This window comes from Paludisphaera borealis (genome assembly GCF_001956985.1).
Taxonomy (GTDB): domain Bacteria; phylum Planctomycetota; class Planctomycetia; order Isosphaerales; family Isosphaeraceae; genus Paludisphaera; species Paludisphaera borealis.
The window spans coordinates 3,531,785-3,556,328 of record NZ_CP019082.1 but is presented as its reverse complement, the minus strand read 5'-3'; the positions used below and the strand labels follow the sequence as shown (position 1 = coordinate 3,556,328).

The window sequence follows — 24,544 nt, the reverse complement described above, 5'->3', positions numbered from 1 at the left end:
GACCCGGCTCGTTCACCTCAGCACGCGCCCGGCTGCGCGACTTGTCTGAAAAGCGATTCAACCTGGCGGAAGGCGTTCCTTCGGCCAGGTCGAATGATCCATGTTACGTATGGACACGCGGTGCTGGCTAGTCCAGCCCGAATCGTGGCTCACCCCCGGCTCCGGCGCCGTCAGCTCTGGGCGTGGGCGAGGTTCTGGGGGCGCACCGGCGGCAGGCAGCAATTGAGAGGGCACTCGTCGTGGCTGGGGCCGAATCGGCCCAGGGCCCGCTTTTCGTCTTCCTGCGCGCCTTGGAGCCGCTCGCAGACCAGCTCGCAGAGCATCCGGACGAAACCCCGGTGGGTGCCCACAGTGCTCGATCGCACCATGTTCAGGCCGATTTTCTCGCAAAGCTGTTGCGCTTCCTCGTCGAGGTCGTAGAGCACTTCCATGTGATCCGAGAGGAAGCCGATCGGGTGGACGATGACCTCGCGGGCGCCTTGCTCGCGAACGTCGCGGAGGTGCTCGAGAATATCGGGCTCGAGCCAGAGGTCGCCGGGGCGGCCGCTCCGGCTCTGGTAAACGAGCGACCAGCGCCGGGAATCGACGTTCAATTCGGCGGCGACCAGGCGGCAGGTCTCGCGAAGCTGCTCCTCGTAGAGCGAATTGGCGGCCATCGCCGCCGGGATGCTGTGCGCGGTGAACGTGATCGGGACCTCGCCGCGGTCCTCGGCCGGGATCTTGGCGAGCGCCTCGCGGACGCGATCGGCGTTGGCGGTGATGAATTCGGGATGGTTGTAGAAGACGCGCGTCTTGGCGACTTCCGGGGCCGTCGGGCCGACTTCCTCGCGGGCTCGGCCGATGTCTTCGCGGTACTGGCGGCAGCTCGAATACGAGCTGTACGCGGCCAGCACGATCGCCAGCGACTTCTTGACGCCCGCCGCCGCCATCTCACGCAGGGTGTCGGGCAGCATGGGGGTCCAGTTGCGGTTGCCCCAGTAGATCGGCAGCGCGACGCCGTGTCGCCGCAACTCGGGGCCGAGCGTCGCCATCAACGAGCGGACTTGCTCGTTGATCGGGCTGACGCCGCCGAAATGATGATAGTGCTCCGCGACCTCCTCCAACCGCTCGCGCGGAATGTTGCGGCCGCGCGTCACGTTTTCGAGGAACGGCATCACGTCTTCGGGTTTTTCCGGACCCCCGAAGCCCACGATCAAGATCGCGTCGTACTCACTGGTCGTCTCGATTTCGCACTTCGTCCGCTGGTCGACGCTGAGTTCGGGTCGAATCATGCTTGATGTACCACCAGGTGCGGAAAAAGGACTGAACGGCTGATGCATCTTTAGCCATCAAGCCCGGGATTCTCAAGTCCACTCGAAACCGCCGGCCATCGAACGACGCGCCGCGCCAACCGCCCGTTCGCTTTCGATCCGCCCCCCCTTCCCCGATCAATCGGATCGGACCGATCGAAGGAACTGTTTGCCAATGATCAGGTTCGGCGCTCGGGCGAAGGGCCAGCCGTTGGTCGTGCCGTCGTCGATCTCCTCTCGATGTCTTCCCTGGCTGGCGCCTTGATGAGCAAAACCCGCGCCGCTTGCTTCTTTGTGTTGCGAGCGTCCGCTGCCGGGTGTCCAAGTTCTGCTGAAACGAATTCTTTCGGTGTTCCAGGGTCGCAATCGCCCCTCGGTCGGCGACAAGAGAACAGGCGATGTTCGGCAGCATGGCCGCCCAGGGGCGGCTCGCCCAGGGCGCGCCGCGAAGGCGTGTGCGACCTTCCGGTGGAGGGATCGCCTGGGGGGCCGTCTTCGTCGCAAGGCCCCGGGCCGATCCGTCTATTGGGATCGTACGCGCGTTCAAGCCGTTGGTGACGGACGTTGCAAAATCTCGTCGAGGCCGCCCGCGTCGTGCTCAAGAAAGGTGCAGCCGCTTGCATGAGGGATCGTGGCGGTCGAGAATGCACGTCAGTCTCCCGTCCGGCGGATTCCACCGCGCCCGCCGCCTTCTCGTTGAAGCCTTCTTTGCATCGTCATGGCTAAACGATCCCGCGTCGCCCTGGTCATCGAAACTTCCACCTCCTACGGTCGGCGAATCCTTCGGGGCATCAGACGGTATGCGCACACCCATCAATCCTGGTCCATTTTTCTGGAGCAGCGCGATCTGTCGGGTGAGCCGCCCCCCTGGATCAAGAACTGGGACGGCGACGGGATCATCTCGCGGATCACCACCCGGGGCATGGTCGAGGACGCCCGGCGATTGAAGATCCCGCTGATCGACCTGACCGACCGTCACGAGACCCTCTCGCTCCACCAGGTCTGGTCCAACGACGGGGCCATCGCCCGGCTGGGCGCGGAGCACCTCATCGAACGCGGTTTCCGCAACTTCGGCTTCTGCGGATTCTCTCATGAGATCTGGGCCGGCCGACGTCGTGACGCGTTCGTCGAGGCGGCCGGTCGGGCCGGCTCGGAATGCCGGATCTACGAGTCCCCCTGGTTCGGTCGCGACGCCCACCCGTGGGAGCTGGAGCAGAAGCAGATCATGGCCTGGCTGAGCGCGCTGCCCAAGCCGGCCGGCGTCATGGCGTGCAACGATTACCGCGGTCAGCACGTTCTCGACGCCTGCGGCCGACTCGATCTGGCCGTGCCCGAGGAGATCGCCGTCATCGGGGTCGACGACGAGGAAGAGCTTTGCGAGCTCTGCGAGCCCCCCCTGTCCAGCGTGGTGCCCAACGCCGAGATGGTCGGCTACAAGGCCGCCGAACTCCTCGATCTCCTCATGGCCGGAGGCCAGGCCGTCGAGCCGCGACTGGAGATCCCGCCGATCGCGGTCGTCACCCGCCAATCGACCGACGTCCTGGCGATCGACGACCCCGAGATCGCCGCCGCCGTCCGTTACATTCGCGAGAACGCCTGCCGAGGCGCGAAGGTCGAGGACATCCTCGACGACGTCCCCATCTCGCGGAGCATCCTCGAACGGCGGTTCCGCAAGTACCTCGGCCTCTCCCCCCAATCCCTGATCCGCCAGACGCGGCTGAAACGGGTCAAGCAACTGCTCGTCGATACGGATCTGACCCTGGCCAGGATCAGCACGCTCGCCGGGTTCCGCCACCAGGAACATATGTGCGTCCTGTTCAAGAAGGAGATCGGCGACTCCCCCGGCGCCTACCGCCGGAAAGTCCAGGGGGCGAGCCCCTTCATCGACTCCTGACCGCGGCGCAAAGACGATCAACCCATCCCCATTCCGCCGCACCGGTCCGTTCCCCTTCCTCCCTCTCGCCGGCCTTCAGGCCGTCCGTGGGGGCGTTATATACGGTCGAAGTGCCAGATGCGAAAGCCGTCGCGGCTCCTAGGGAAATCGTTTGCGGACCGCAAAGGAGAGTAATTTAAATCCGCTCATCTTCATTGACCCGGTCACGGCGGCTCACCACAATGTCACTAATCCATCGTCCGAAGACGAGACGCCGTCATCGAGGTGGACCGAAATGATCGTGCGCTCCACTGCCGCGGACGCGCGTGCCCTTGCATGCGCATTTTCCGCCCGTGTCGACGACGGAACGACGACGTCGTATCGATCGCGAGTTCCTGGTTTCCGTTCCTGATCTGATCCCGAGCAGGCCGGCTGAGCGCGACGCGAGTCGCACCTGGTCCTGGTCGTTGGGCCAACCTGCGCCCGTCTCGCGGTCGTCGGCCGCAAGCGTTCACCGCCGCGCCCTGGGAACTCGCCGGGTTCGTGCACTTGAAACGCAAAGGAAACGATTCCATGCATCTTTTGAAGACCTCGTCAACGACCCGCTTCGCCGCGGCGGCTCTCGCGCTGGCGTTCCTGGCGGGCTGCGGCGATCAGACGGGGGCCGGGACGACCTCGGAGTCGGCCGCCCAGTCGAGTCAGGCCCAGAGCGACGCCTGGGCTCAGCTCAAGGCCGAAGGGAAATCGGGGAATTCCACCAAACCGGGCAAGAAAGACCAGTCGAAGCCGTTCGGAAACTACGGTCGGAACAAGCGATGAAAGCCGTCGGATGTGGTGGCGCGCGGCTTTGGAACGATGGGACGCCCGCATCGCCATCAGGTGTTGAGCGTTGGTTCTCGGGGCGGCCGTGATCGCCCCTCATTCGAGACGGTCGGTATTCTCTCAATCCTTGTCGAGGAGTTCGCCATCATGAGGTCTTCGGAGCGTCGTGGTTTCACCCTGATCGAGTTGTTGGTGGTCATCGCCATCATTGCGGTTCTCATCGCGTTGCTGTTGCCCGCCGTCCAGTCGGCCCGGGAGGCCGCGAGGCGGGCGCAGTGCGTCAATAATCTGAAGCAGCTCGGCCTCGGACTGCACAATTACCACAGCGCGATCAATACCTTTCCGCCCGGCGTGGGGTACACCGAGGTCGCGAACAACCCTCCTTACTGGGGGCAGTGGAGCGGACAGGCGATGATGTTGTCGTACCTGGAGCAGCAACCGCTTTTCGCCTCCTGCAATTTCAGCCAGCGGGTCGACAACGGCGGCGGGACCAACACGGGAGCGAACACGACCGTCAACCTGGCGTTCGTCGGCATGTTCATGTGCCCGTCCGACGGCAACGCGGGAAGGGTTTCCGGCAACCGGAATTCCTATTTCTTCAGTGAAGGGACGACCTCGCTGACGCCGAGCACCGTCGCCTACGATACGACGGGATTGTTCACGTTTCAGAAGTCGTACGGGATCCAGAACGTCTCCGACGGCACGTCTAACACGATCGCCGCTTCCGAGGGGTTGGTGAGCAACGCGACCAACACGTTGAAGCGGGGCCAGACGATCATGAACGTCGGCGAGCCGACGTACTTCGACGTCTTCTCGACCGTCCCGATCGGCCAATCCCCTCCCGGCGCCACGCTGACCTCCGCCCTGGCCATGTGCGTACAGGGGGCGCAGTTGCAGGGGGGCAAGGGGAACCAGTGGGCGAACGGCGACACCAACTACACGATGTTCAACACGATCATCCCGCCGAACTCCAAGCAGTACCAGTTCGGCGCCTGCAAGTCGGGCGGCGGCGGCGTCGACGACGCCGAATACGTCGTGGCCAGCAGCAACCATCCCGGCGGCGTCAACTGCCTGTTCGCCGACGGCAGCGTGCGGTACATCAAGGATTCGATTGCGTGGCAGGTCTACTGGCAGCTCGGAACCAAGGAAGGGGGCGAGGTCGTCTCGTCCGACAGCTACTGAGTCGCTCGTTCGGTCGCGAGCTTGACGAGGCCGGCCCTTGCGACGGGTCGGTCTCGTTCACGCGCTCGTTGGGCTCGAAAAAGGCGTCGGTGCGCTACCAGGCGCGGTCGAGCAGTTCTTCGAGATTGGCCTGGGTGCAAGGGCGGGGGTTGGTGAGCCGGCAGTGGTCGAGCATGGCGAGGCGCGCGTACGCGCTGATCCGGTCGCGCTCCAGGCCGTCGATCTGGCCGAGGCGTCGGGGCAAGGGCATCCGCGCCATGATCAGCTCGACCAGGGTGATGAGGTGGCCCGGCCCGTCACCGGCCCTTCCCAGGCCGACCCGCGAGGCCAGCTCGGTCATCCGCGGTTCGGCCGCCTCGCGATTGAACCGCAGGGCGTGCGCCAGGAGCACGGCGTTGAGCGTTCCGTGATGGACCCGGCCCTCGCTCCCCATCGCGTGCGAGAGCGCGTGGACGACGCCGAGCCCCTTGTGGAAGCTGATCCCGCCGAGCAAGGCGCCCATCATCATCGCCGTGCGCGCCTCGTGGTTCGAGCGGTCGTGGACGGCGGCTTCGAGCCCCCGGAAGATAAATCGCAAGCCTTCGAGGGCGATCCCGTCGCAGATCGGGTGGAAGGTCGTCGAGAGGTAGCTTTCCAGGCAATGCGTCAAGGCGTCCATGCCGGTTCCGGCCGTCAGGACCGGCGGGAGGCCGAGGGTGAGGTCGGGGTCGCAGACGGCGACGCTGGGGAGCAAGTACGGGCTGAGGACGGCGGTCTTCCGACCGGTCGCCGGGATCTGGATCAACGCCCCCCGGCCGGCCTCGCTGCCGGTTCCGGCCGTCGTCGGGATCGCGGCCATCGGGACCATGTCGGGCTTGATCCGGTCGATGCCTCCTCGGTTGACGTCGTAATCGGCGAGCGGGCCGGGATGCGCGAGCACGAGGCGAATCGCCTTGGCCGCGTCGATCGGGCTGCCCCCTCCCAGGCCGATCACGCCATCGCAGCCCGACGCTCGAAACCGCTCCGCGCCGGCCAGGACGTCGTCCTCGGTGGGGTTGGCCTGGACTTCCGTGAACAGCACGGGGGATTCCAGCAAGTCGAGCACCGCGTCGGCCAAGCCCGATTCGATCAGGCCGGGATCGGTCACCACCAGCGGGCAGGCCACTTTCAGGCGGCGAAGCTCCCCGGGCAGCGAGCGCAGGCTGCCGGCACCGAAGACGATCCGATTCGGGAAGGTGAAGATCGAAGGCGGAAGCGGGCTTGGAGCGTCGGACGACGGCTGGGCCGAGGGAGGGCCGTCGCCCGTCGGAAATGGCTCGATCACTACCTTGCTCCTCTCGCCCTGAATTCCCGACACGCCGTGAAACGACGAGGCCCGCGTTCCCCGTCGCCGTTCTTAGTCGAGCGAGTCAAGCAACTGCCCCATTTCGGCCGCCGCGTGATCGTCGCCCCGCGCCAGGGCCTTGGCGATCCCCGTCCGCAGGGTCGAGGCCGCCGCGTCGACCTCCTCGGTCTCGGCGTACGACTGGCCGAGCTGCTGATAGGCCGCCACCTGATCGTCGGGGTGATCGGCGATCAACGCCAGCAGCCGCGCCCGGCCCTCCTCGACGTCCCCCTCCCGCAGGCACTGAAGCGCCAGGCCGTAGCGGAGAAACGTATCGCTGGGGTCCTCTTGCAGGCTCGCTTCCAGTTTGACGCGCCGTTCCGATTTCTCCGCCATTCGACCACTCCTCCGCTAACCTCTGACCGCCCGACACATGTCCCGAGCCCTAGCAATACAAGCCCGAAGCGCCAGCGAGTGCATGGTTTTGCGTTCGCTGATTCAGCACGCTGGCTGGGAGAATGCACTCGCTGGCGCTTCGGGCTTGTATTCGGCCCTGATGGGTCGCAGTAAAAGTGTCGGGGCGTGAGCCCCAACCTGAAAAGACTCGCTTTATAAGTTGTACACCGCCCCAGGGTTTTCGGCAGGACGGTTTTTTTCGGACCCCGTCCCCAACAGGAAAATCGTGCAATCGAACAACCGACCTGGAGGCCTGCGCCTCTCTTAGGGGTGATAAAATGGGCAAGAAGTATCTATCGTATGGATAAATGCGGGACGAGGGGAAGATAGGTGGGTTTGGCACGACTAAGTTCAAGCTGGAAAGGAGGGTAACCGATCCAAAAGCAGTCAGGACGAGGCGAGCATCGGCGACGAGGCTTGGCGACTCCCGATGGTCTGCGGATGGGATGCCGAAGATCACCCTTGGTCCAACGCATTGGGGACGATCACCGTGCCACTACCCTGGGTTCGCCGGAAAGAGGGGCATCGACCTCTGAGCCTGATTGCACCCTACGTGAGCTCCGGCTTGATCCTGAGCGTACTGGCGATGGCGGTTCCCGCGGCGAGGACACACGCGGGGAACATCGCGGCGGTCGGGGTGCGGAAGACGGCCGTCGTCGAGGCGGTTCGCAAGACGCAGTCGTGCGTGGTGAACATCTCGAGCGAGAAGAAGGCCGCGTCGAGCAGTCGCTGGCCGTTCTCGCCCGAGGAGAACCAGCGGCCGCGAGTCAACGGAATGGGCAGCGGCGTGATCGTGGACGGTCGGGGGTACATCCTGACCAACCACCACGTCGTCGACAAGGTTCAGGGCGTTCAGGTTCAGCTCCTGGACGGCACGAGCTATCCGGCTCGCGTCCTTCAGTTCGATCCGGTGATGGACTTGGCGCTGATCAAGATCGAGCCCACGACCTTGCTGCCGGCGATCGCGATCGGCACCTCGGCCGACTTGATGGTCGGCGAGCCGGTGATCACGATCGGCAACGCGTTCGGGTACGAGAACACGGTCTCGGTGGGGATCATCAGCGCTCTGCACCGCGACGTGACGCTCTCGGACGACCAGGTCTACCGCAATCTGATCCAGACCGACGCGAGCATCAATCCCGGCAACTCGGGGGGGCCGCTGATCAACATCGAGGGCGAGTTGATCGGCATCAACGTGGCCGTCCGGGCCGGGGCGCAGGGGATCGGTTTCGCCCTGCCGATGGACGAGGTCAAGCGGGTCGCCGCCGAGATGCTCAGCATTCGCCGGCTGACCTCCACCTGGCATGGGCTCGCCGCCGCGGAGGTGAACCGGGGCGGTCAGCATCTGCTGGTGGTCTCGGACGTTCAGCGCGGGAGCCCTGGCGAGGCCGCTGGTCTAAAGACGGGCGACGAACTGGTGAAGATCGGTTCGATGCCGGTGGGCAACGCCCTGGACGTGGAGCGCGCGTTTCTCGACGCCCGCCCTGGGCAGCCGTCGAAGCTGGTGATCCGCCGCAACGGCGCCGAAGCCGCTCTGGCCCTCGACGTCCAGCCGCTTCCCGAAGGGGGCCAACTGGCCGGCCCCGCGCCGACCGACGCTGTCTGGGATTATCTGGGAATGAAGACTCTGCCGGTCTCCGGCGAGGACGTTTCGGCGGTGAATCCCAAGCTGCGAGGCGGACTGTTCATCCAGGCCGTCTCCCCCGGCAGCCCCGCCGAGGCCGCGGCCCTTCAGAAGGGCGACATTCTGGTGGGGATGAACGTGGGCGACCGCAACTGGGAGACGATTCGGACCGACAACATCCTCTACGTGCTCCGCCAGCCCGAGGCGGTGCAGACCGACAGCGCCCTGCTTTACGTCATCCGCCGCAACGGCCTCCAATCGCGGCGGATCAGCCTCGCCGACCCACGCGTCAAGAACATCATCAGCCAGTGACGCTCCCGGACGCTTGATTTACGTTCCCACGACGGTCCCGGCGCTCTCGTCTCGACGAAGCGTCCGGGACCGTCGCGTTTCGCCCCCTCCCCCGCTCGAATCGCCCGAAGCGTCGGAACCGCCTTTGGGTTGAGCATCGACAGTCGCGATCCAACCCGCTAGTTTGGAGGGTGAGCTAGGATTGGAGGGTGAGCCGTGAGGCCGTGCTCATTGCCGTGTCGCCGTGCGACGAATTCCATCGGGCTTGTGGATACGCGGAATGGAGAAGCGCAGCGATCTGATGGATTCTGACGTGCTCATGGGACCTGACGATGATCCTCCGGGGCACGACGTAATCGTCTTGTTCGCGGTCTTCTTCGAGGGCGGGCTGGCGCCGCTCGCCTTGTTGATGGGGTGGTGGTTCGGCCACACCCCGCTGCTCCATTTCACCTGGAGCGTCTCGGACGCCTGGATGGGCGCCGCGGCGGCGATTCCGCCGGTGCTCTGCTTCCTGGCCATGCTCCGCTGGCCGCTGGGGCCGTTCGCGAAACTGAAGACGTTTTGCGAGCAGGAGTTCGTCCCCCTGCTGGCCAACAGCTCGTGGGCGGACATCGCCTTGATCGCCCTGTCGGCCGGCGTCGGCGAGGAGATGCTGTTCCGCGGCGTCTTTCAGTCGGCTCTGTCCGCATCAACGGGCGTCGCGTCGGGCCTGGTCATTTCCAGCCTCCTATTCGGCATGCTCCATCCGATCTCGGTCCCCTACGCGCTGGTCACGTTCGCGATGGGAATGTACCTCGGGGGCCTGTTCCTGTTCACCAACAACCTCCTGACCGCGATGGTGACGCACGGGCTCTACGACTTCATCCTGATGGCCTACTTGTTGCGCATCAAGAATTTCGGCCGGCCCGCCAGCAACCCGATCGCCGAGGTCGACTCGGATCGGAAGATCGACGATTACGGCGGCCCTTGATGATTTCCGCGGTCGCGGCGACTATGGTTGATGGGGGATTCATGTTGATTTCGCCGCCGGGCCCTGGTAGGCGCCCGCCAACCGAACCGGCGCGTCGACGTCTCCGGCGGCGGCGGTTCGTGAACTCTCCCCGATCCGAGCTGGTCGCGGCGCCCCGGACGTCGGCCCTTGCCCACGACGGTCTGGGTGGTCCGGCTCGCAGTCGCGGGTTCGGATCGTCGAGTCGTTCTTAAGAGGATCGTTTGATGAAGCTGACGACCACGGGAATCGCCGCGTCCCCCCCCCGCCGCTCCTCGTCGTTCCGGCTGCTCGCCGCCGGGTGTCTCCTGGCCCTGGCCTGGACGGCCGTCGGCGGCGCGACGGCCCGCGCGGCCACGACCCTGCGCTGGAAGCTCAAGCCGGGCGAGGTCCTTCATTACACCATGACTCAGAACACCACCAACGCCTACAAGCCGAAGAACGGGCAAGAGGCGAGCACCGCGATGAGCCAGGTGCTGAACCTCCACTGGACCGTCAAGAGCGTCTCCGCCGACGGCGTCGCCGAGGTCGCCCAGGCTGTCGACCGCGTCCAGATTCGGATCGAGGGCGCGGCGCAGCCCTCGGCGTTCCAGTTCGACTCCGACGCGAAGCTGCCGCCCCCCGAAGGCCCGATCGCCGCCCAGCTCGTCCCCCTGCTCAAGGCCCTTGTGGGCGCCGAATTCACGTTCAAGCTGAACGGTCGCGGCGAACTCAGCGACATCAAGGTCCCCGAGAAGCTCATGGAATCGGTCCGCCAGGCCAACCCCGGCGGCGGCTCGATGTTCTCCGACGAGGGCATGAAGAACCTGATCACCCAGTCGGGCCTGACCCTCTCCGAGTCCGCCCTGGACCCGGGGAAGACCTGGACCCAGCAGTCCAAGCTTTCCTTGCCGATGCTGGGGGTGATGATCCTCGACAAGACCTATACGTTCCAGGGGCCTGACGAGGCCGAGGCGGGGCGAGTCAAGATCGCCCTCGACACCAAGGTGGCCATCCAGCCCGCCGCCGATGCCGCCATCACCATGAAGATCGACAGCCAGGGCGGGAAGGGCGTCTTCTCGTTCGACCTGGAACGCGGCCGGGTCGTCTCCTCGCGCGTCGAAGACCTGCTCGCCATGACGCTCTCGGTCCAGGGGCAAGAGATCGGGCAGACGACCAAGACCGTCACGGAAATGAAACTGTCGCCCGAGAAGACGTCGAAGTGACGTGACGTTTCCAACCGCAACCGCCGTTTGATCGCGATGGTCCGTCCCGACGTCGTGTCGCGGATTCGACCCGTGGATTCACCCCAAGAGGTTCGATCTATGCCTTCAACGACCGCCAAAGCCCCCCACCACTCCCGCCCGGCGCGCCCGGCGGCCTTCCGTCGCCTCAACGCCGGCCGACTGGCCGTCGCGACCCTCCTCCTGACGGTCGGCCTCCAAGGCGCGGCGACGGCCGACGCCCCCCTGCGATGGAAATTCAAGACCGGCGAAACCGTTCGCTACAGTCTGGTGCAGAAGACCGAGACGACCATGAAGCTGCCCGACGGTCGGACCGGAGGCTCGAAAGTCAGCCAGGACAGCGACATCCACTGGACCGTCAACAACGTATCGCCCGAGGGCGTCGCCGAGATGACCCAGACCATCGACCGCGTCCGGGTTCGGATGGATTCGGTGCCCGGTCAGCCCCCTTTCGAATTCGACTCCGCCTCGAAGGATCCGGCCCCGGAAGGCCCCGTCGCGGCGCAGCTCGTCCCGGTCTTCAGGGCGCTGGCGGGACTTGAGTGCACGCTGATGATGGATGCGCGCGGCGAGATTCGCGACGTCCGGATCGCCGACAAAGTGGTGGAATCGCTCCAGAAGAGCTTCCAGGGGGGGCTCGGCAATCTGTTCACGAAAGAGTCGCTCAAGAACATGGTCGGCCAGTCGAGCCTGGTCCTGCCCGAGGAGGCCGTCGCCAAGGGCAAGAGCTGGAAGGAGCAATCCAAGATTCCGGCCGCCCAGCTCGGCACGATGGTCACTGACAAGACCTACACGTTCGAGGGCCCCGAAGCCGCCGACGCCTCGCGCGTTCGGATCGATCTGACCTCCAAGACGACCCTGGAGCCGGACGCGAACGCCCAGATCGAATTCGCGATGAAGAACCAGGACGGCAAAGGGAGGTTCGTGTTCGACGCGGCCAAGGGACGGATCATCTCGTCGCACGTCGACATGACCATGACCCAGTCGATCAAGGCGCAAGGGCAGGAGCTGGAGCAGACGATCGTCAACAAGATCGAGATGAAGCTGGCGCCCGAGCCGTCGGCCGCCAAGTGAATCGAACAGCCGCGGCCGGCCGGGTTCGACGCGTCAGGCGAGCCCGTGCTTCTTCAGCTTGCTGAAGAACGTGCTTCGCGGCAACCCGAGCAGGCGGGCGGCGATGCTCTTGTTGCCGCCCGCCTCCTCAAGCGCGTCGAGCAAGCGCTGCCGCTCGTAGGCGAAAAACTCCGAATTCCATTCGTCGCCCGCCGCATCGGTCGAGCCTGTCGGCAAGGCCGCTGCGCTCGGGGGCCGCTCGGCGATCATCCCCGCCGAGGAGGCGCTGGCCGCGGCGCTCGACCCGGCCGACGGACCTGCGGTCGACGCCAGTCGAGTGCGCGAGCGATAGCGACGGCGGATCGGCTGGCGGACTTCCGGCGGCAGGTCGCCGACGGTCAGCGACGGGCCGTCGGCCAGAACCACCGCGCGCTCGACGACGTTCTCCAGCTCCCGGATGTTGCCCGGCCAGTCGTACGCCATCAGCGCCTCGACGGCCTCGGGGTCGATGTGGGTGAGGAGCTTCCCGGTCCGCGCCGCGTGGACGTCCAGGAAGTAGACGGCCAGCTCGAAGACGTCCTCGCGACGGTCCCGCAGCGGTGGCGCCGTCAGGCAGATGACGTTGAGTCGGTAGTATAAGTCCTCGCGGAACCTTCCTGCCTGGATCAACGCTTCGAGGTTCTGGTGAGTCGCGGCCACGATCCGGACGTCGACGTTCACCGGCTGCGAGCTTCCCACGCGCTCGAACGACATCTCCTGGAGCACGCGCAGCAGCTTGGTCTGAACTTCGAGGTTGATGTCGCCGATCTCGTCGAGGAACAGCGTGCCGCCGTTGGCCTGCTCGAACCGACCCATGCGGTCGCGGTCGGCGCCGGTGAACGCCCCCCGGACGTGGCCGAACAGCTCGCTCTCCAGCAGACTTTGCGAGAGCGCAGCGCAGTGAACCTTCACGAACGGTCGGCTCGCGCGCGGACTGCCCGCGTGGATCGCCGCGGCCAGCACCTCCTTGCCCGACCCGCTCTCGCCGCGGATCAAGACCGCCGAGGGGCTCGCGGCCACCTTCCGCGCCAGGCTCGTCATCCGGCGGACGGCCGGGCTCGACCCCTTGATCCGGTCGAACGCCTCGACCACGGCGTCGGCCTCGCCGCGACCGGGATCGCTCGAATCGGTTCCCCCGTGGTGGCCCGCCATCTCGCGCTCGGCCCGGTCGCGCAACTGTTCCTGGAGGATCAGAATCCGCCGCTGCTGCACGGAGATCTTGTCGACCTTGTCGCGCAGCTCGTGGTTCAACGATTCGAGCGTCTGCTGGATGTCGGCCGAGTGCAACGCCAGCGCGGCCACCGAGCTGATCGCGCCCAGGAAGGCCATCTCCTCGTCTTCGTACGGCATGCCGCTCCGCTTGGGGCCGAGGACCAGAACACCAGCGAGTTGGCCGTCCCCCCCCACCCCGCACGCGGCCTCGCCCCCCAGCGCGATCATGGCGTCGGTGGCCGGGTCGGACGTACCCGCCGAACCCAGCGCGTGCGACTGCCGCACCGACGACGTCTGCCGGAGCCGCGTCACCAGCGGGTTGGCCGCCTCAAGCACATGGTCGTCGGGCGTCGGACCGTGGCTGGCGGCCAGCTCGAACGTCCCGGTCTCGACCTCGGCCAGATAGAGCGCCCCCCATTCCAGCCGCATGACCTCGGCGGTCCCTTCCAGCAGCCGACGGCCCAGCGTCGTGCGGTCGACCAGGCTCCCCACCGCCAGCCGCATCTTCTGCATCGCCTGGTCGAACTTGTACTTCTCGCGGAAGAACCGTCGGTCCAGCACCCGCTGGAACCGCCCGCGCGCAATCTCCGACAGAATCAAGACGACGATCACCGACACGGCCGCCACCACCGCGCCCCACGACGTCGTCCGCTCGGCCAGGAGTCGGTCGCCGATCACCTTGCCGCCGACCAGGAGCAGCCCCGAATAGATCAGCCCCGCCGTCACGCTGAAGGCGAAGTAGACCACGCTCCGGTTGATGATCTCCTCGACTTGCAGGAGCTTGTACCGCGTGATGCTGAACGCGTGCGCGATCGTGTACAGGAGCGAGACGATGAACATCGGCCACGCGGCGCTGTCGCGTCCCAGGTTCGCCGGATCGCTCAGCGTCTGCCACATCATGTAGCCGATCAGGACGGTCGAGACCACCGTCGCCATCAAGATCCATTTGACCTGGTTGCGCTCGCCGCGATGCCGCGCCCGCCGATAGCTGAAGACCAGGCAGAAGAGGCACAACGCGAAGAAAAAGACCGCCACCCAGACGTAGCTCAGCGCCAGGATGCGGATCAACTGGAGCGCCGTTGTGCTCTCGGTCGCCGCGTCGCGATCCCGAAGCCAACGCGACGCGTACATCCCCCCCCACAACGCCGCCAGGAACGCCGCCGGCACGCCGTAAAGGACCGAGAGAACCCACCGGCGGTAGACCAGAAGGATCGGGTTGGGCCTGGGGAAGACCAGGTAGAAATGCAGATTCACCGCGGGCACCAGCAGGGCGAAGAACACGAATGGATAGATCAACAACGGGCGGAGGACGATCTCCGTCCAGTGGTAGCCCCCCATGAACGCGCCGACCGTAACGATGCAGAGCAGGAAGAACAGCCGAGCCGAGTCGTCGTTGGGACGCTTCCAGAACACCCTCGCGCCCACGCCGAAGATCAACAGCTCCTGAAGGAACCAGACGCACGACCAGACGTACGAACGGGTCGGGGCGTAACGCACCACCGCCTGGGCCTCGCGCGTCGCGCCGGTCTTTTGATCGACCCAGCGGACGTCCACCGTGTCGTCGATCCGGTTGCTCAGCCCGCGTAGGGCCTTGATGTAAGCCGAGTAATCGCCAGCCCGTAAGTCGGTCCCGTCGATCGACGACAGCACGTCGCCCACCTGGGGAGGCTCGACCCGAACCCCAGCGCTCTTCCAGACGAAATCGCGGGAGACCTCTTCCTCGACGATCGTCCCGAACATGCAGCGAACGCCGATCGTCCCCATCCACACCACGTGCGCGAGGACCATCACCGAATACAGCAGCACGACCGCCGAACCGACGAGGAACAGAATCCGCAATCCCGCCCAGCGCTCCGAGATCCACGACGAGCCCTTCTCATCCGGCACCCCGGCCCAGTCTCTCGAACCGTCGAAAGTCGGATACGAAGCCGACGTCGAACGTCCCAGAGCCGGGAGCGAAAAGCGAGCCCAGAAGCGTGAGCGTCGTATCATCGGAGCCCGTCCTGGCGAGTCGAAAGAAGACCCGAACGCTCGTCCGCCGACACGCTCCGACAGCATCGATCGAAAGTCGTGGCGAGCGACTCAATCCTGATCGCGTGGGATGGTTCGTTGGCGTGTCACTCATGCGGTCGCAACGATTTAGTCTATCGATTCGGCGCTGAAACGCAATGCTGTCGTTAACGAAACCTCGTCAGGCGTCGGCGCTGACGAGGTTTCGGCGGCTCGGCGAGTGGCTTTATTCCAACTAGGGCTGCGCGACTTTCGCGGTCGGGGTTCTGGGGTGTCATGAAGCTGTTTCGCCTCGGAAATCGGCTTTAGACGTTAATTTGAAGAATGTAGATAAAATAGGGTGGGTGTCGGGTCGGTTTCAGTGCCGATCGAGGTCTATTTCGGCGCTGAAAGCTCGATAGGCCGTCGACGGCTCGACGGCGAAATTAGGACTCTTGGCCGGTCGGGTCGTAGGTCCCTCGTCGATCTTTGTGCGAAAAAAGAACTGGGCACGCCATGTGCTCTCTAGGGTCTGTCGCAATCGCGGTCGTCGGGGCTTTTAAAAGCGTCAGGCCGACCCGCTCGAATCTTCGCATCGACTTCGGTGGTGTTCAGCAGCCCGATTCTTGGATTCCGACGACGGGACCGACGCGGGTCTGGAGAGGCAGCATGCGGCTTTCAACCAAGTGGCGGGATACCTGGTCGACGATCGCGTCCGACGTCGATTCACGGCGCAGCGAGCGCGTCACGATCGAAGGCGACGTCTTCGATGTCGTCCGGATGGGTCGCGGCGAGCCGCTCGTCCTGGTGCCGGGGTTGGCGGGAAGCTGGAAGCTGTTGATGCCGCTGGCCCGTCGGCTGGCTCGCGAGTACGAGGTAGTCAGCTACAGTCTTCGCGGCGATCGGTCGCGGGGACGGGGCGGGCCTGGCGATTCGCGCCGGCGGCACGTCGACGTCGGCGGCCACGCCGACGACCTCGCGGCCTTGATCGATCGGCTCGGCATGGAATGCCCCGCGGTCTTCGGCGTCTCCTTCGGGGCGGCCGTGGCTCTCGAACTGGCCGTCGAGCAGCCGGGCTGCCTTGGCTCGTTGATCGTTCAGGGGATCGAGGAGCGGTTCCGGACGACGATCGGCTCGACGATCGCCCAGCACGTGCTTGAGCGATACCCGCTGCCCGCGAACAGCCCGTTCCTCAATCAGTTCCTGAATCTGCTGTACGGGACCAAGCCCGAGCCGGGGCCGCGCACCGATTTCGTCGTCGATCGGATCTGGGAGACGCCGCAGGCCGTGATGGCCGAGCGGCTCCGCCAGCTCCGGCAGTTCGACGTCGCCGATCGACTCTGGCGGATCGACGTGCCGACCCTCGTCCTCGCCGGCTCGAAAGACGCGATCATCCCCGCGAGCCGCCAGAAGCGGCTGGCCCAGGGAATCTCCGGCGCCCGCTTCGAGAGCATCGAAGGTGCCGGCCACATCGGCTTCGTTACCCACGCCGACGCCGTCGTCCGCCAGGTCCACGACCACTTCCAGCGCGTCAAGGCGTCGGTCTGACGACGCCAGGACCGCAACGAAACATCCTCAGGAAGTCTCTCCTCCGTCGGATTCGGCCCCTTCGGAGGGGAGCTTTCTGTTCTCCAGACATCCTCAGGAAGTCTCCCCTCCGTCGGATTCGGCCCCTTCGGAGGGGAGCTTTCTGTTTTTACGAGGGTTGGGTTCAGGGCTTGATCGCCTTGTAAAATCGGCCCATCTCCTCGACCTTGGGCCACTGGGGATGCAGGGTCGACCACACGAAGACCGTGACGCCCGTTGCCGGCTTTCGCGCGCCATGGTCGAGAACCGCCGCGACCTGCGAAGTCGGAACCCGCGGCTCGTCCCAGTCCGAGAGCTGGACGATCGGCCAGATCTTCAGCCGTTCGCCGGCGACGCCGCGAATCCCCAGATGGCGGCCCAGCCAGGCGGTCTGCCTTGAGATCCATGCGGGGTCGTCGGCGTGCCCGAACCGCGCGTGGTAGGTCATGATGCTGAACACGTCCAGATATTTCGCCTGACCGACCAGGTCGATGGCCAGCTTGGCGCGCAGGGCGTCGTCGCGCTCGTCGTCGGACCAGGGGCAATGGAACGTCCCGAGCAGGGCTTGCGGGCGGGTCGCGTCGAGGATCGCGCGGAAGTCGCCAACCCAGGCTGTGAAGACGTCGCACCGCCACTTCACCCAGCTTGCGCGCTCGGGGCCCAGCAGCCGTCGGGCCAGTTCGGGAGTGGGGCTGTCCGGCAGCACGACGCCGGTCTCCTTGCTGAACAGGGCGAGGCAGCGCGGGCAGAAGCACGTGTCGGGAAGGTTCGGCTCGGCCTGTTCCCAGCTCGCGTGGGCATGGTGGTAATCGAGCCAGATCCCGTCGATGGGGGCCGCGGCCAGCGTGCGCCGGAAGGCCTCCATCCGCTCGCGGCGATAGCCCGGATGGGTCGGGCAGACTCCTTGCCAGCCGTCGGGGGCTGGGCAACGCTTGCCATCGGCGCCCACCGGCGCGGCGTCCGGATGCTCGTCGAGATAGCCCGCCTCGTGCATCGTGTTGAACTCGGCGAACACACGAAGGCCGGGGCTCTGCTGCTTCAATCGCTCGACGACCTCGCGGGTGACGCCGCCGGAGCCGATCCAGACCGCGTTCACGCCGTAGTCGTCCAGGGTCTGCTTGCGGTCGAAAACCTGGCTGGGAACGCCCCCGTAGACACCTCGAATCGCGATCCACGGCCTCGGTTCGGCCGCCTTGCAGTTTTCCGTCGCCACGGTCTGGAGGATCGCGGCGGTGAGCAGCACGCCGCCAAGGTAAGCCGGTACTCGCGCCATCGTCGCGCCTCGTCGTCAGGGAATGGGGGAAGGACTCCGTCGAGACGACCATGATGTTCGCCGAAGCCGCTTGCGAGCAAGAGGCCGGCGCGGCTTGAGGAGTCGGGCGCGCGGACCGTAGAATCATCCGGCGATCACGGGCTGAGGGGGTCGATCCTTACGAGCAAGGAGCCGTCGTCGATGTCGGATCTCAGTCTCTCGTCGTCGCCGGGAGCCCCCCTGTTCTCGCTCCGCTTCGAGGACGCCCTGCGGTTCGCGGCGACGTCCCACGAGGGGCAGACGCGACGCGCGAGCGAAACGCCCTATGTGCAGCACGTCGTCGCGGTCGCCTGGATTCTCGGTCGCTCGGGATTCGGCGAGGACGTGGTGATCGCGGGGCTGTTGCACGACGTCGTCGAGGATACGGCGGTCACGATCGAGGAGGTTGCGGCCCGGTTCGGCCCAGTCGTCGCCGACCTTGTGGAGCGCTGCTCGGAGATCAAGAACGACGCGACGGGTCGGATGCGGCCGTGGATCGATCGCAAGCGCGACCACCTGGCGGCGCTGGCCGACGCCCCCGTCGAGGCCCGCGCCGTGATCCTGGCCGACAAGATCCACAACCTGACGTCGATCGAATACGACCTCAGCCTGGGCCGCGACGTCTGGCCCGCCTTCCACGCCGACCGCGCCGAGGTGCTCTGGTACTACCAGGCGATCCTCGATTGCTGCGGCCGCGACGACCCCCGCCTCGAACGGCTTTCCGCCTGCTGCCGCGAGATCCTGGCGCGGGTGTCGCTTTGAGGCGACGCGTGCTCCGCGTCGGCCCATCCTGATCTCGCCCGTTGGGCCGGGGAGTGGAGGAAAGCCGTGGGCTTGGGCAGGAATCTCGCCAAAACGTCTTTGGTTCGTCTATTGAAAAGCGCCTCTTTCCGCCCCTAACCCGTTTCCGCCTCATGGAGTCAACTCTTCTATCCGTACTTGGATCGTGTAAGTATTTGGCGTATGACACAGGAACTGAGACGCGACTCGCGGGCTCCCGACTCTCTTTCGGAGATCGCAATGAAGACACGAGTTGAACGGTATCTGTCCATGCGCTTTGAAGGAAGCCAGGTGCGGCACCCGTTGCACTGCCTGATCGCATTGGCAGTCATGGGGTCGGTGATGGCGGAACGATCATTCGGCCAGGACGGGGAGATGCGGCAGCACGCCGGGCTCGTTCGGATCGAATCCGTCACGGTCGGTCGGCCTCGCGCCGCGGAGATGATCCCCGATTCCCTGCTCAACTTCACCGATCCCGCGGGGACGACGCAGAGTGGGTCGCTCTGGGCTTGGGGTGCCCCGGGCAGGCCGCTGGCGATCCATGAACTATCGAAGGAGAAGGCCGGGTCGAATGCCGTACGATGGGTCGAGGGCGTAACGTCGTTTTCGCCCGATCTGATCACGGCGACGTGGGACGACGGCCATCAATGGCAGTCTTCCGCCCCCGGTTTGACGATGAGTCCAGTCGCTGATATCGCGGCCCCCGCGGAGTCGGAGTCCGCAAGGCTACGCCAGATGAAGACGATCACCCGCAAGTTCGTCCTTCGCGAGGACGCTGGTCCCGTGAAGGGCATGAAACAGCTGCGGCTCCTTCCCAACCCGATCCATCGCTACTCAGACAAGACTTCGGGCCTGCGAGATGGCGCGATTTTCGTCTTCGCGTACGGGACGAACCTGGAGGCGTTCCTGGCTGTCGAGGCGCGATCCACTGGCGACTCCCTCCCGGTCTGGCACTATGGGGTCGCCAGGGTCACCGGCGGCGCCCTAGTGTCGCCGGACAGAAGTAATGCAAGGAATTCGGGGGGCATGCTCGTCGAACCAGCGGCGCATCTTCGGATTCGTCCAGGTCCACTCGATGGGGTGGGCGTACAGCCGGTTGTACTCCGGCCAGGAGGCCATCACATGGGCGATGTAGGCCTCCCGGCTGGTCCACGACCCCCGCTTCAGGTAGCGGAGCCCGAAGGCGTGGTTGAGGATCTCCCCCTGATTGAGCCACGAGGCATGCGCCGGCGTCAGGCGGGGACGCCACCACTCCTCGCACCCGGCGAAATAATCGGCCGTCTCGCCGGCGATATGGCTCCCACCGCCGTCCAGGACGAGGAAGACGCCCCGGAGCCGATAGTGCCCCCGCCGGAACGCCTCCAGCGCCGGGATGAGGTGCTCGGCGCCGTTGGTCTCCAGGATGGCCGCCTCCATCCGCCCGGTGGGGACCACCAGGAAGGTCAGGATGTTGACCGTCCCATGCCGGGTGTACTCGAATTCCTGCTGCTCGATCGAGCCGGGGATCGCCCGGCGGATCTGGCAGCGCTCCAGCGCCTGCTTGTTGGGCATCTCGTCGAGGCAGACGACCCAGATGCCCCGCTCGGCCAACCGCTCGGCGTTGGCGTAGCACCAGAAGACCTTCTCGGCCCGGTCCTTGAACTCCTCATCCAGCCGGGACGTCCTCCAGTAGCGGGTCCGATGCGGCTGGAGATCGACCCGGTCGAGGATCCGCCGGATGGTGCGGGGCGAGATGCTCGGGACGACGCCGTCGGTGACCGCCTGGCGGGCCAGGTCCTCACTCGACCAGTGGGTGATGTGCAGGCCCTTGGCCACGGGCTCCATGCAGGCGAGCCGGACGATCTGCGCCCGCTGGAGGGGGGAAATCCGCCCGGGGCTGCCGGGTCGGGCCGGTGGGGCCAGCAGTCCGGTCAGGCCGCCGTGCTCGTAGCGCCGGCAGGTCCTCCAGACTGTGGCCTCGTCGCACTGCATCTGCAAGGCGACCGTGCTGGTCGGCACGCCCTGGGCGTTGGCCAGGACGATCCGGGCCCGCCGGACCTGATACCAGGGCAATGAGTCACTCCGGGCGACCCGCTGGAGGATCGGCAGGTCGCCCGGTTCGATCGAGAGCCGTCGGGGTCGTCGTCCGCGCATCGGGCCACCTCGTCTCGCCGGGTTGTGGTGGATCCCAGCGTACTCGGTGGCCCCGCATTCCTTGCATTACTTCTGTCCGGCGCCAGGGGCAGCCGTTTGCGACCTCGCGGCAGGGCCGTCGGGCGAGCTGGGGTTCGGGGAAAGAAACCTTGCCGGGCTCGCTTTAGGCAGGCTCAGCACGAGATCCCAGCCGGTCTGACCCGCCGATCGGACTTCGGCATGCTCGATGGGCCGTCCCCGGATCGTCTTGACTTCTCCCTCGTTGAAATACGCCCCACTCGAGAATCCGATGTCCACGGAACTCACGCGCCATTCGGGTTGCCCCTGCTTCACCATCCCCGCGAATGAGGGCCACAATTTGGAGAGCATCGGGTCCTTCGCGTCGCGCTCGGTGCGGGCGTGGACGTTTCCGCAGATCGTCAGAATCCTGTCCGTCGACTTGAGCGACTTGGCCTCCCTCAGCAGGTTCGCCGCCATCGCAGCGTCGCCCTCCCGCCACAGGGAGATCTCATCGTCGGCCTGCAATTGAGGGGAATCCGCATCCCCAGTCCGTCTCTTCTGGACCAGGGCCGCATACCTCTTTTCAAGGATCGCCTCGCTCTCGTCGAAGCAGACGACCTGCCACCGGAATGGCGGCGAGACCGCGGTGCGGACCAGTTCCAGGAGCTGGACGTTCCCACGACCATCTCCGTTGGGGTTCGCGAAGAAATCCGGGACCCTCTTGGTCTCCCCGCGCGCCCACGCCAACAAGGGGGCTTGAGCGTCGTTGGGCACCTCGATCGCCAGGGCCCGATAACCTTGTTTATTCAGGGCTGCCAGCAGACCCGCGACGAGCCCCGGTACCTCCCGGGTGCCGTGGATTTCGCCGAGGATCAGGACGTCGCAGCGCGCCGCCAGATGCTCGATGGCGGACCTCGCTTCGGGCGGCAACGGGTACGGTTCGAGGTCGCCTGCGTATGAGCTGCCCCGGATCGCGAGGCAGCCCAACAGACAGGCGAGAACGATAGCCGGATGGCGAACGCCCACTCTATCGCCGCTCATGGTAGCGACCCTCCTGACTGAAGAGATCCATCAGTTCAACCCCACGGCTTCGGCCGGAATCCGAGTCAACGGATCGGCGCCCCGGGAAGGGGTACGGTCCTCCCGTCCGAAACGAGATCTCGAGGGCCTCCATCGCCTCACCGCCGGACCGCGATCGGAGGCAGCTAAGCAGGTGGACTCGATCCTTCTCGACTTTCGTGGTTCGCGAGCCAGAGATCGTGCGGCGGCACGGTCGGGACGCGTTGGTCTCGGCTCGACCCGAACGGTCGGGACGCGTTGGTCTCGGCTCGACCCGAGAGGGCGCCGGCACGATGAGCCGATCATCCGGCGCAGCTGGCCCGCGCCCCTGCGATCCCGGCAGCGACCCACGCCGGACGGACTCCGCCATCTCGGCGGGCTCGAGCTTAATACCCTTCGGCATGGCTGGGTAGCTCGCCGGTGCCGGCCCCGCGGAGGCGTCGGCTTTGCGGGTCGATGGCGATGCCGGCCCAGTAGCCGACGAACATGTCACTCTCCTGCCGCCCTAGTTCCTTGACCTCCTGGCCGAGGGTTCTGACGCCTTCGAGAACCTTGGGATCGAACGCTCCGGTCCGTACCTGGGCGACAGTTTTCGGAGAGGCGGACCAGTCGGGGAGCAGGAATGCGGGCGCGTCGACCGCGGCCTGCGCGTCGAGGTCGAACTCCAGCACGCCGGCGATCACCTGCAAGTTGCGCTGGTGTACCCCCCCGCCGATGGCCGTGCTGGCCAGGACGGGCCGTCCGTCCCGGGCGACGATCAGCGGATTCATCCCCTCCGGCAGCCGGCGGCCCGGGCCGGCCTGCTTGATGGCGTCCTGCTGGAACGAGGCGGAATCGGGGATTGACACGCCCGCGACGAAGATCCCCGTGTTGCCCCAGGCCACGGTATTGATCGAGTGGGTCACGGCCGCGACGTTGTCCCAACGATCCACGGCCACGACCCCCGACGAATGGCCGGGGCGGGCGTTCGTCCCGGCCCCGGCGGCCGGCCTGACGGCATAGAGCCACTCACCTTGCCGCATCCGCTCCCAGAGCCAGCGGGCGTGCTCCTTCGTGGCCCGCGTCCGTGGCGCGAAATCCCGCCCTGGGTATCGCTTCGCGGCCTCCTCCGGGCCGTAGCTGAGTAACTGGTTGTTGGCGATCTGCATCAGCCAGAACAGGCTCTCCGACGACCGCGACGGCTGGCCGGATCGCCCGAGGTCGGCGAGTTCCAGCAGGTTGAGCGCCTCGACCGTGTCGACCCCACCCCGTGAGGAGAGCCCCGGCGCATAGACCTGCCGGCCACGGAAGGTGGTTTGGAGCGGATCTTCCCACGTGGCTCGATAGGATTTCATGTCTTCCAGCGTGATCTTCCCCCCCTCCTTCCGGACGGCGGCGACGAATCGGTCGGCCCAGGCGCCGGTGTACATGTCGGCCGCGCCCCGCTCGGCCACGCGCCGGAGCGTCGCGGCCAGCTCCGGCTGGCGGAAGCGATCGCCCTGCCCGTAGAACGCGCCGCCCTCCTTGGTGAAGACTCGCTTCGTCTCGGGCAGGCGGCCCAGCACGCCCTTGCGGTACTCGATCGAGCCGGCGAGATGCGGGGCGACCTCGAACCCTTCGTCGGCCAGCGCGATAGCCGGCTCGACGACCTGTGCCATCGGCAGCTTGCCGAACCGATCGTGGGCCGCCTGCACGCCGGCCATGAACCCAGGGACCAGCGCGGTCCTTCCGCTGGGCGTCCCGCCCCCGGTCCGCGGGTCCATCCCGGGAATTGAGAGCGGGTCGGTCTCCTCGATCGGCGTGTTGTACCCGGCATTCAGATAGTAATATTCTTTCCTTGATGCGTCGTAGTAGACCATGCTGAGCATGCCGGCAAAACTGACGAATTCCCCGGCCGCCTCGACGACCTGAGTCATGGCGGTCGCCATCGCCGCGTCGACCGCGCCGCCACCCCGCTTCAGGATTTCGATTCCCGAGTGCACGGCTCGCTTGCCGGTGATCCCCGCGACCAGCCCGTCCCGCCCTTCGGCTAGGAATGAGTGTGATGCGACCCGGTCGGGCTCATTGCCCTCCGCCGGAAACCCTCCCGCGACAACCGCGCAGACGGTCATCAAGGACACGATTCGGGCTCTCATGAAGACCTCCCTGAATTCGCGAGATCACCGCGCCTGACCCCGAATGCACCGCGAGCCGAGGCTTTCGACACGATCAGCCCGAAGGGCCCCACGGCACGCCGAGCCGATCCCGCGCCACTCCCCGCGGTCGTGAACGACGAGCTGAAAGTGTAGCAGAAGCATGTCCGTCCGCTTAGAGGAAATAAAGGCCTTCCACTCTCGCAATATGAGGAAGAGCTACCGCTGGCTGGAGGACCCGAGGCAGTCCACGGAGCTAC

17 protein-coding genes are annotated in these 24,544 nt (G+C 66.0%); 9 read left to right on the top strand and 8 right to left on the bottom strand.

Annotation, left to right across the window (positions count from 1 at the left end):
• Positions 1–170: 170 nt before the first annotated feature.
• Positions 171–1,271, bottom strand: a complete 1,101-nt coding sequence (locus BSF38_RS13745; RefSeq protein WP_083712928.1) for a ferrochelatase — start codon at positions 1,269–1,271, stop codon at positions 171–173.
• Positions 1,272–2,007: 736 nt separating this feature from the next.
• Here BSF38_RS13745 and BSF38_RS13740 point away from each other — a divergent pair.
• From BSF38_RS13740 to BSF38_RS13730, 3 genes are all read left to right on the top strand, one after another.
• Positions 2,008–3,183 (top strand): XylR family transcriptional regulator, encoded by a 1,176-nt coding sequence (locus tag BSF38_RS13740; RefSeq protein WP_076346461.1) that lies wholly within the window; start codon positions 2,008–2,010, stop codon positions 3,181–3,183.
• Positions 3,184–3,735: 552 nt separating this feature from the next.
• Positions 3,736–3,981: a hypothetical protein gene (locus BSF38_RS13735; RefSeq protein ID WP_076346459.1), complete on the top strand. Its 246-nt coding sequence runs from the start codon at positions 3,736–3,738 to the stop codon at positions 3,979–3,981.
• A 150-nt stretch (positions 3,982–4,131) separates the two neighbouring features.
• On the top strand, positions 4,132–5,166 hold the full coding sequence (locus BSF38_RS13730; RefSeq protein ID WP_076346457.1) for a DUF1559 domain-containing protein: 1,035 nt from the start codon (positions 4,132–4,134) through the stop codon (positions 5,164–5,166).
• A gap of 94 nt (positions 5,167–5,260) precedes the next feature.
• On the opposite strand, the gene BSF38_RS13725 is transcribed toward BSF38_RS13730, so the two are convergent.
• Positions 5,261–6,469 carry an iron-containing alcohol dehydrogenase gene (locus BSF38_RS13725; RefSeq protein ID WP_237170874.1) on the bottom strand — a complete coding sequence of 403 codons (1,209 nt, stop codon included), beginning with the start codon at positions 6,467–6,469 and terminating at the stop codon, positions 5,261–5,263.
• A gap of 72 nt (positions 6,470–6,541) precedes the next feature.
• Positions 6,542–6,865, bottom strand: a complete 324-nt coding sequence (locus tag BSF38_RS13720) for a tetratricopeptide repeat protein (protein WP_076346455.1) — start codon at positions 6,863–6,865, stop codon at positions 6,542–6,544.
• Between the two features lie 625 nt (positions 6,866–7,490).
• Between BSF38_RS13720 and BSF38_RS13715 the strand changes: the two genes are divergently transcribed.
• The 4 genes from BSF38_RS13715 (at position 7,491) to BSF38_RS13700 (ending at position 12,125) form a co-directional block, all read left to right on the top strand.
• Positions 7,491–8,861 (top strand): trypsin-like peptidase domain-containing protein, encoded by a 1,371-nt coding sequence (locus BSF38_RS13715; protein WP_237170873.1) that lies wholly within the window; start codon positions 7,491–7,493, stop codon positions 8,859–8,861.
• 259 nt (positions 8,862–9,120) lie between these two features.
• Positions 9,121–9,810 carry a CPBP family intramembrane glutamic endopeptidase gene (locus BSF38_RS13710; RefSeq protein WP_099091978.1) on the top strand — a complete coding sequence of 230 codons (690 nt, stop codon included), beginning with the start codon at positions 9,121–9,123 and terminating at the stop codon, positions 9,808–9,810.
• A 245-nt stretch (positions 9,811–10,055) separates the two neighbouring features.
• Positions 10,056–11,033 (top strand): DUF6263 family protein, encoded by a 978-nt coding sequence (locus BSF38_RS13705; protein WP_083712927.1) that lies wholly within the window; start codon positions 10,056–10,058, stop codon positions 11,031–11,033.
• Between the two features lie 99 nt (positions 11,034–11,132).
• A complete protein-coding gene (locus BSF38_RS13700; protein ID WP_076346453.1) occupies positions 11,133–12,125 on the top strand; it encodes a DUF6263 family protein in 993 nt (330 codons plus the stop codon).
• A 33-nt stretch (positions 12,126–12,158) separates the two neighbouring features.
• Here BSF38_RS13700 and BSF38_RS13695 read toward each other — a convergent pair whose 3' ends face one another.
• Positions 12,159–15,242: a sigma 54-interacting transcriptional regulator gene (locus BSF38_RS13695; protein WP_237170872.1), complete on the bottom strand. Its 3,084-nt coding sequence runs from the start codon at positions 15,240–15,242 to the stop codon at positions 12,159–12,161.
• Positions 15,243–16,013: 771 nt separating this feature from the next.
• Between BSF38_RS13695 and BSF38_RS13690 the strand changes: the two genes are divergently transcribed.
• Positions 16,014–16,892 carry an alpha/beta fold hydrolase gene (locus BSF38_RS13690; protein WP_076346451.1) on the top strand — a complete coding sequence of 293 codons (879 nt, stop codon included), beginning with the start codon at positions 16,014–16,016 and terminating at the stop codon, positions 16,890–16,892.
• A 163-nt stretch (positions 16,893–17,055) separates the two neighbouring features.
• Here the strand turns inward: BSF38_RS13690 and BSF38_RS13685 are convergent, their stop codons facing one another.
• Positions 17,056–18,183: a glycoside hydrolase family protein gene (locus tag BSF38_RS13685; protein ID WP_210405718.1), complete on the bottom strand. Its 1,128-nt coding sequence runs from the start codon at positions 18,181–18,183 to the stop codon at positions 17,056–17,058.
• Positions 18,184–18,363: 180 nt separating this feature from the next.
• Here BSF38_RS13685 and BSF38_RS13680 point away from each other — a divergent pair, with 180 nt between their 5' ends.
• On the top strand, positions 18,364–18,963 hold the full coding sequence (locus BSF38_RS13680) for an HD domain-containing protein (protein WP_076346447.1): 600 nt from the start codon (positions 18,364–18,366) through the stop codon (positions 18,961–18,963).
• Positions 18,964–19,965: 1,002 nt separating this feature from the next.
• Here BSF38_RS13680 and BSF38_RS13675 read toward each other — a convergent pair.
• From BSF38_RS13675 to BSF38_RS13665, 3 genes are all read right to left on the bottom strand, one after another.
• A complete protein-coding gene (locus BSF38_RS13675) occupies positions 19,966–21,114 on the bottom strand; it encodes an IS630 family transposase (protein WP_076346445.1) in 1,149 nt (382 codons plus the stop codon).
• Between the two features lie 66 nt (positions 21,115–21,180).
• Positions 21,181–22,155: a hypothetical protein gene (locus tag BSF38_RS13670; protein ID WP_076346443.1), complete on the bottom strand. Its 975-nt coding sequence runs from the start codon at positions 22,153–22,155 to the stop codon at positions 21,181–21,183.
• A 404-nt stretch (positions 22,156–22,559) separates the two neighbouring features.
• Positions 22,560–24,287, bottom strand: a complete 1,728-nt coding sequence (locus BSF38_RS13665) for a gamma-glutamyltransferase (protein WP_083712925.1) — start codon at positions 24,285–24,287, stop codon at positions 22,560–22,562.
• Between the last annotated feature and the right edge of the window lie 257 nt (positions 24,288–24,544).

Coding starts and splice junctions, on each gene's coding strand:
- BSF38_RS13690 (WP_076346451.1), top strand. CDS start 16,014: ATGCGGCTTTCAACCAAGTGGCGGGATACCTGGTCGACGATCGCGTCC.
- BSF38_RS13730 (WP_076346457.1), top strand. CDS start 4,132: ATGAGGTCTTCGGAGCGTCGTGGTTTCACCCTGATCGAGTTGTTGGTG.
- BSF38_RS13745 (WP_083712928.1), bottom strand. CDS start 1,271: ATGATTCGACCCGAACTCAGCGTCGACCAGCGGACGAAGTGCGAAATC.
- BSF38_RS13685 (WP_210405718.1), bottom strand. CDS start 18,183: ATGGCGCGAGTACCGGCTTACCTTGGCGGCGTGCTGCTCACCGCCGCG.
- BSF38_RS13705 (WP_083712927.1), top strand. CDS start 10,056: ATGAAGCTGACGACCACGGGAATCGCCGCGTCCCCCCCCCGCCGCTCC.
- BSF38_RS13710 (WP_099091978.1), top strand. CDS start 9,121: ATGGAGAAGCGCAGCGATCTGATGGATTCTGACGTGCTCATGGGACCT.
- BSF38_RS13670 (WP_076346443.1), bottom strand. CDS start 22,155: ATGAGCGGCGATAGAGTGGGCGTTCGCCATCCGGCTATCGTTCTCGCC.
- BSF38_RS13720 (WP_076346455.1), bottom strand. CDS start 6,865: ATGGCGGAGAAATCGGAACGGCGCGTCAAACTGGAAGCGAGCCTGCAA.
- BSF38_RS13665 (WP_083712925.1), bottom strand. CDS start 24,287: ATGAGAGCCCGAATCGTGTCCTTGATGACCGTCTGCGCGGTTGTCGCG.
- BSF38_RS13680 (WP_076346447.1), top strand. CDS start 18,364: ATGTCGGATCTCAGTCTCTCGTCGTCGCCGGGAGCCCCCCTGTTCTCG.
- BSF38_RS13675 (WP_076346445.1), bottom strand. CDS start 21,114: ATGCGCGGACGACGACCCCGACGGCTCTCGATCGAACCGGGCGACCTG.
- BSF38_RS13735 (WP_076346459.1), top strand. CDS start 3,736: ATGCATCTTTTGAAGACCTCGTCAACGACCCGCTTCGCCGCGGCGGCT.
- BSF38_RS13700 (WP_076346453.1), top strand. CDS start 11,133: ATGCCTTCAACGACCGCCAAAGCCCCCCACCACTCCCGCCCGGCGCGC.
- BSF38_RS13740 (WP_076346461.1), top strand. CDS start 2,008: ATGGCTAAACGATCCCGCGTCGCCCTGGTCATCGAAACTTCCACCTCC.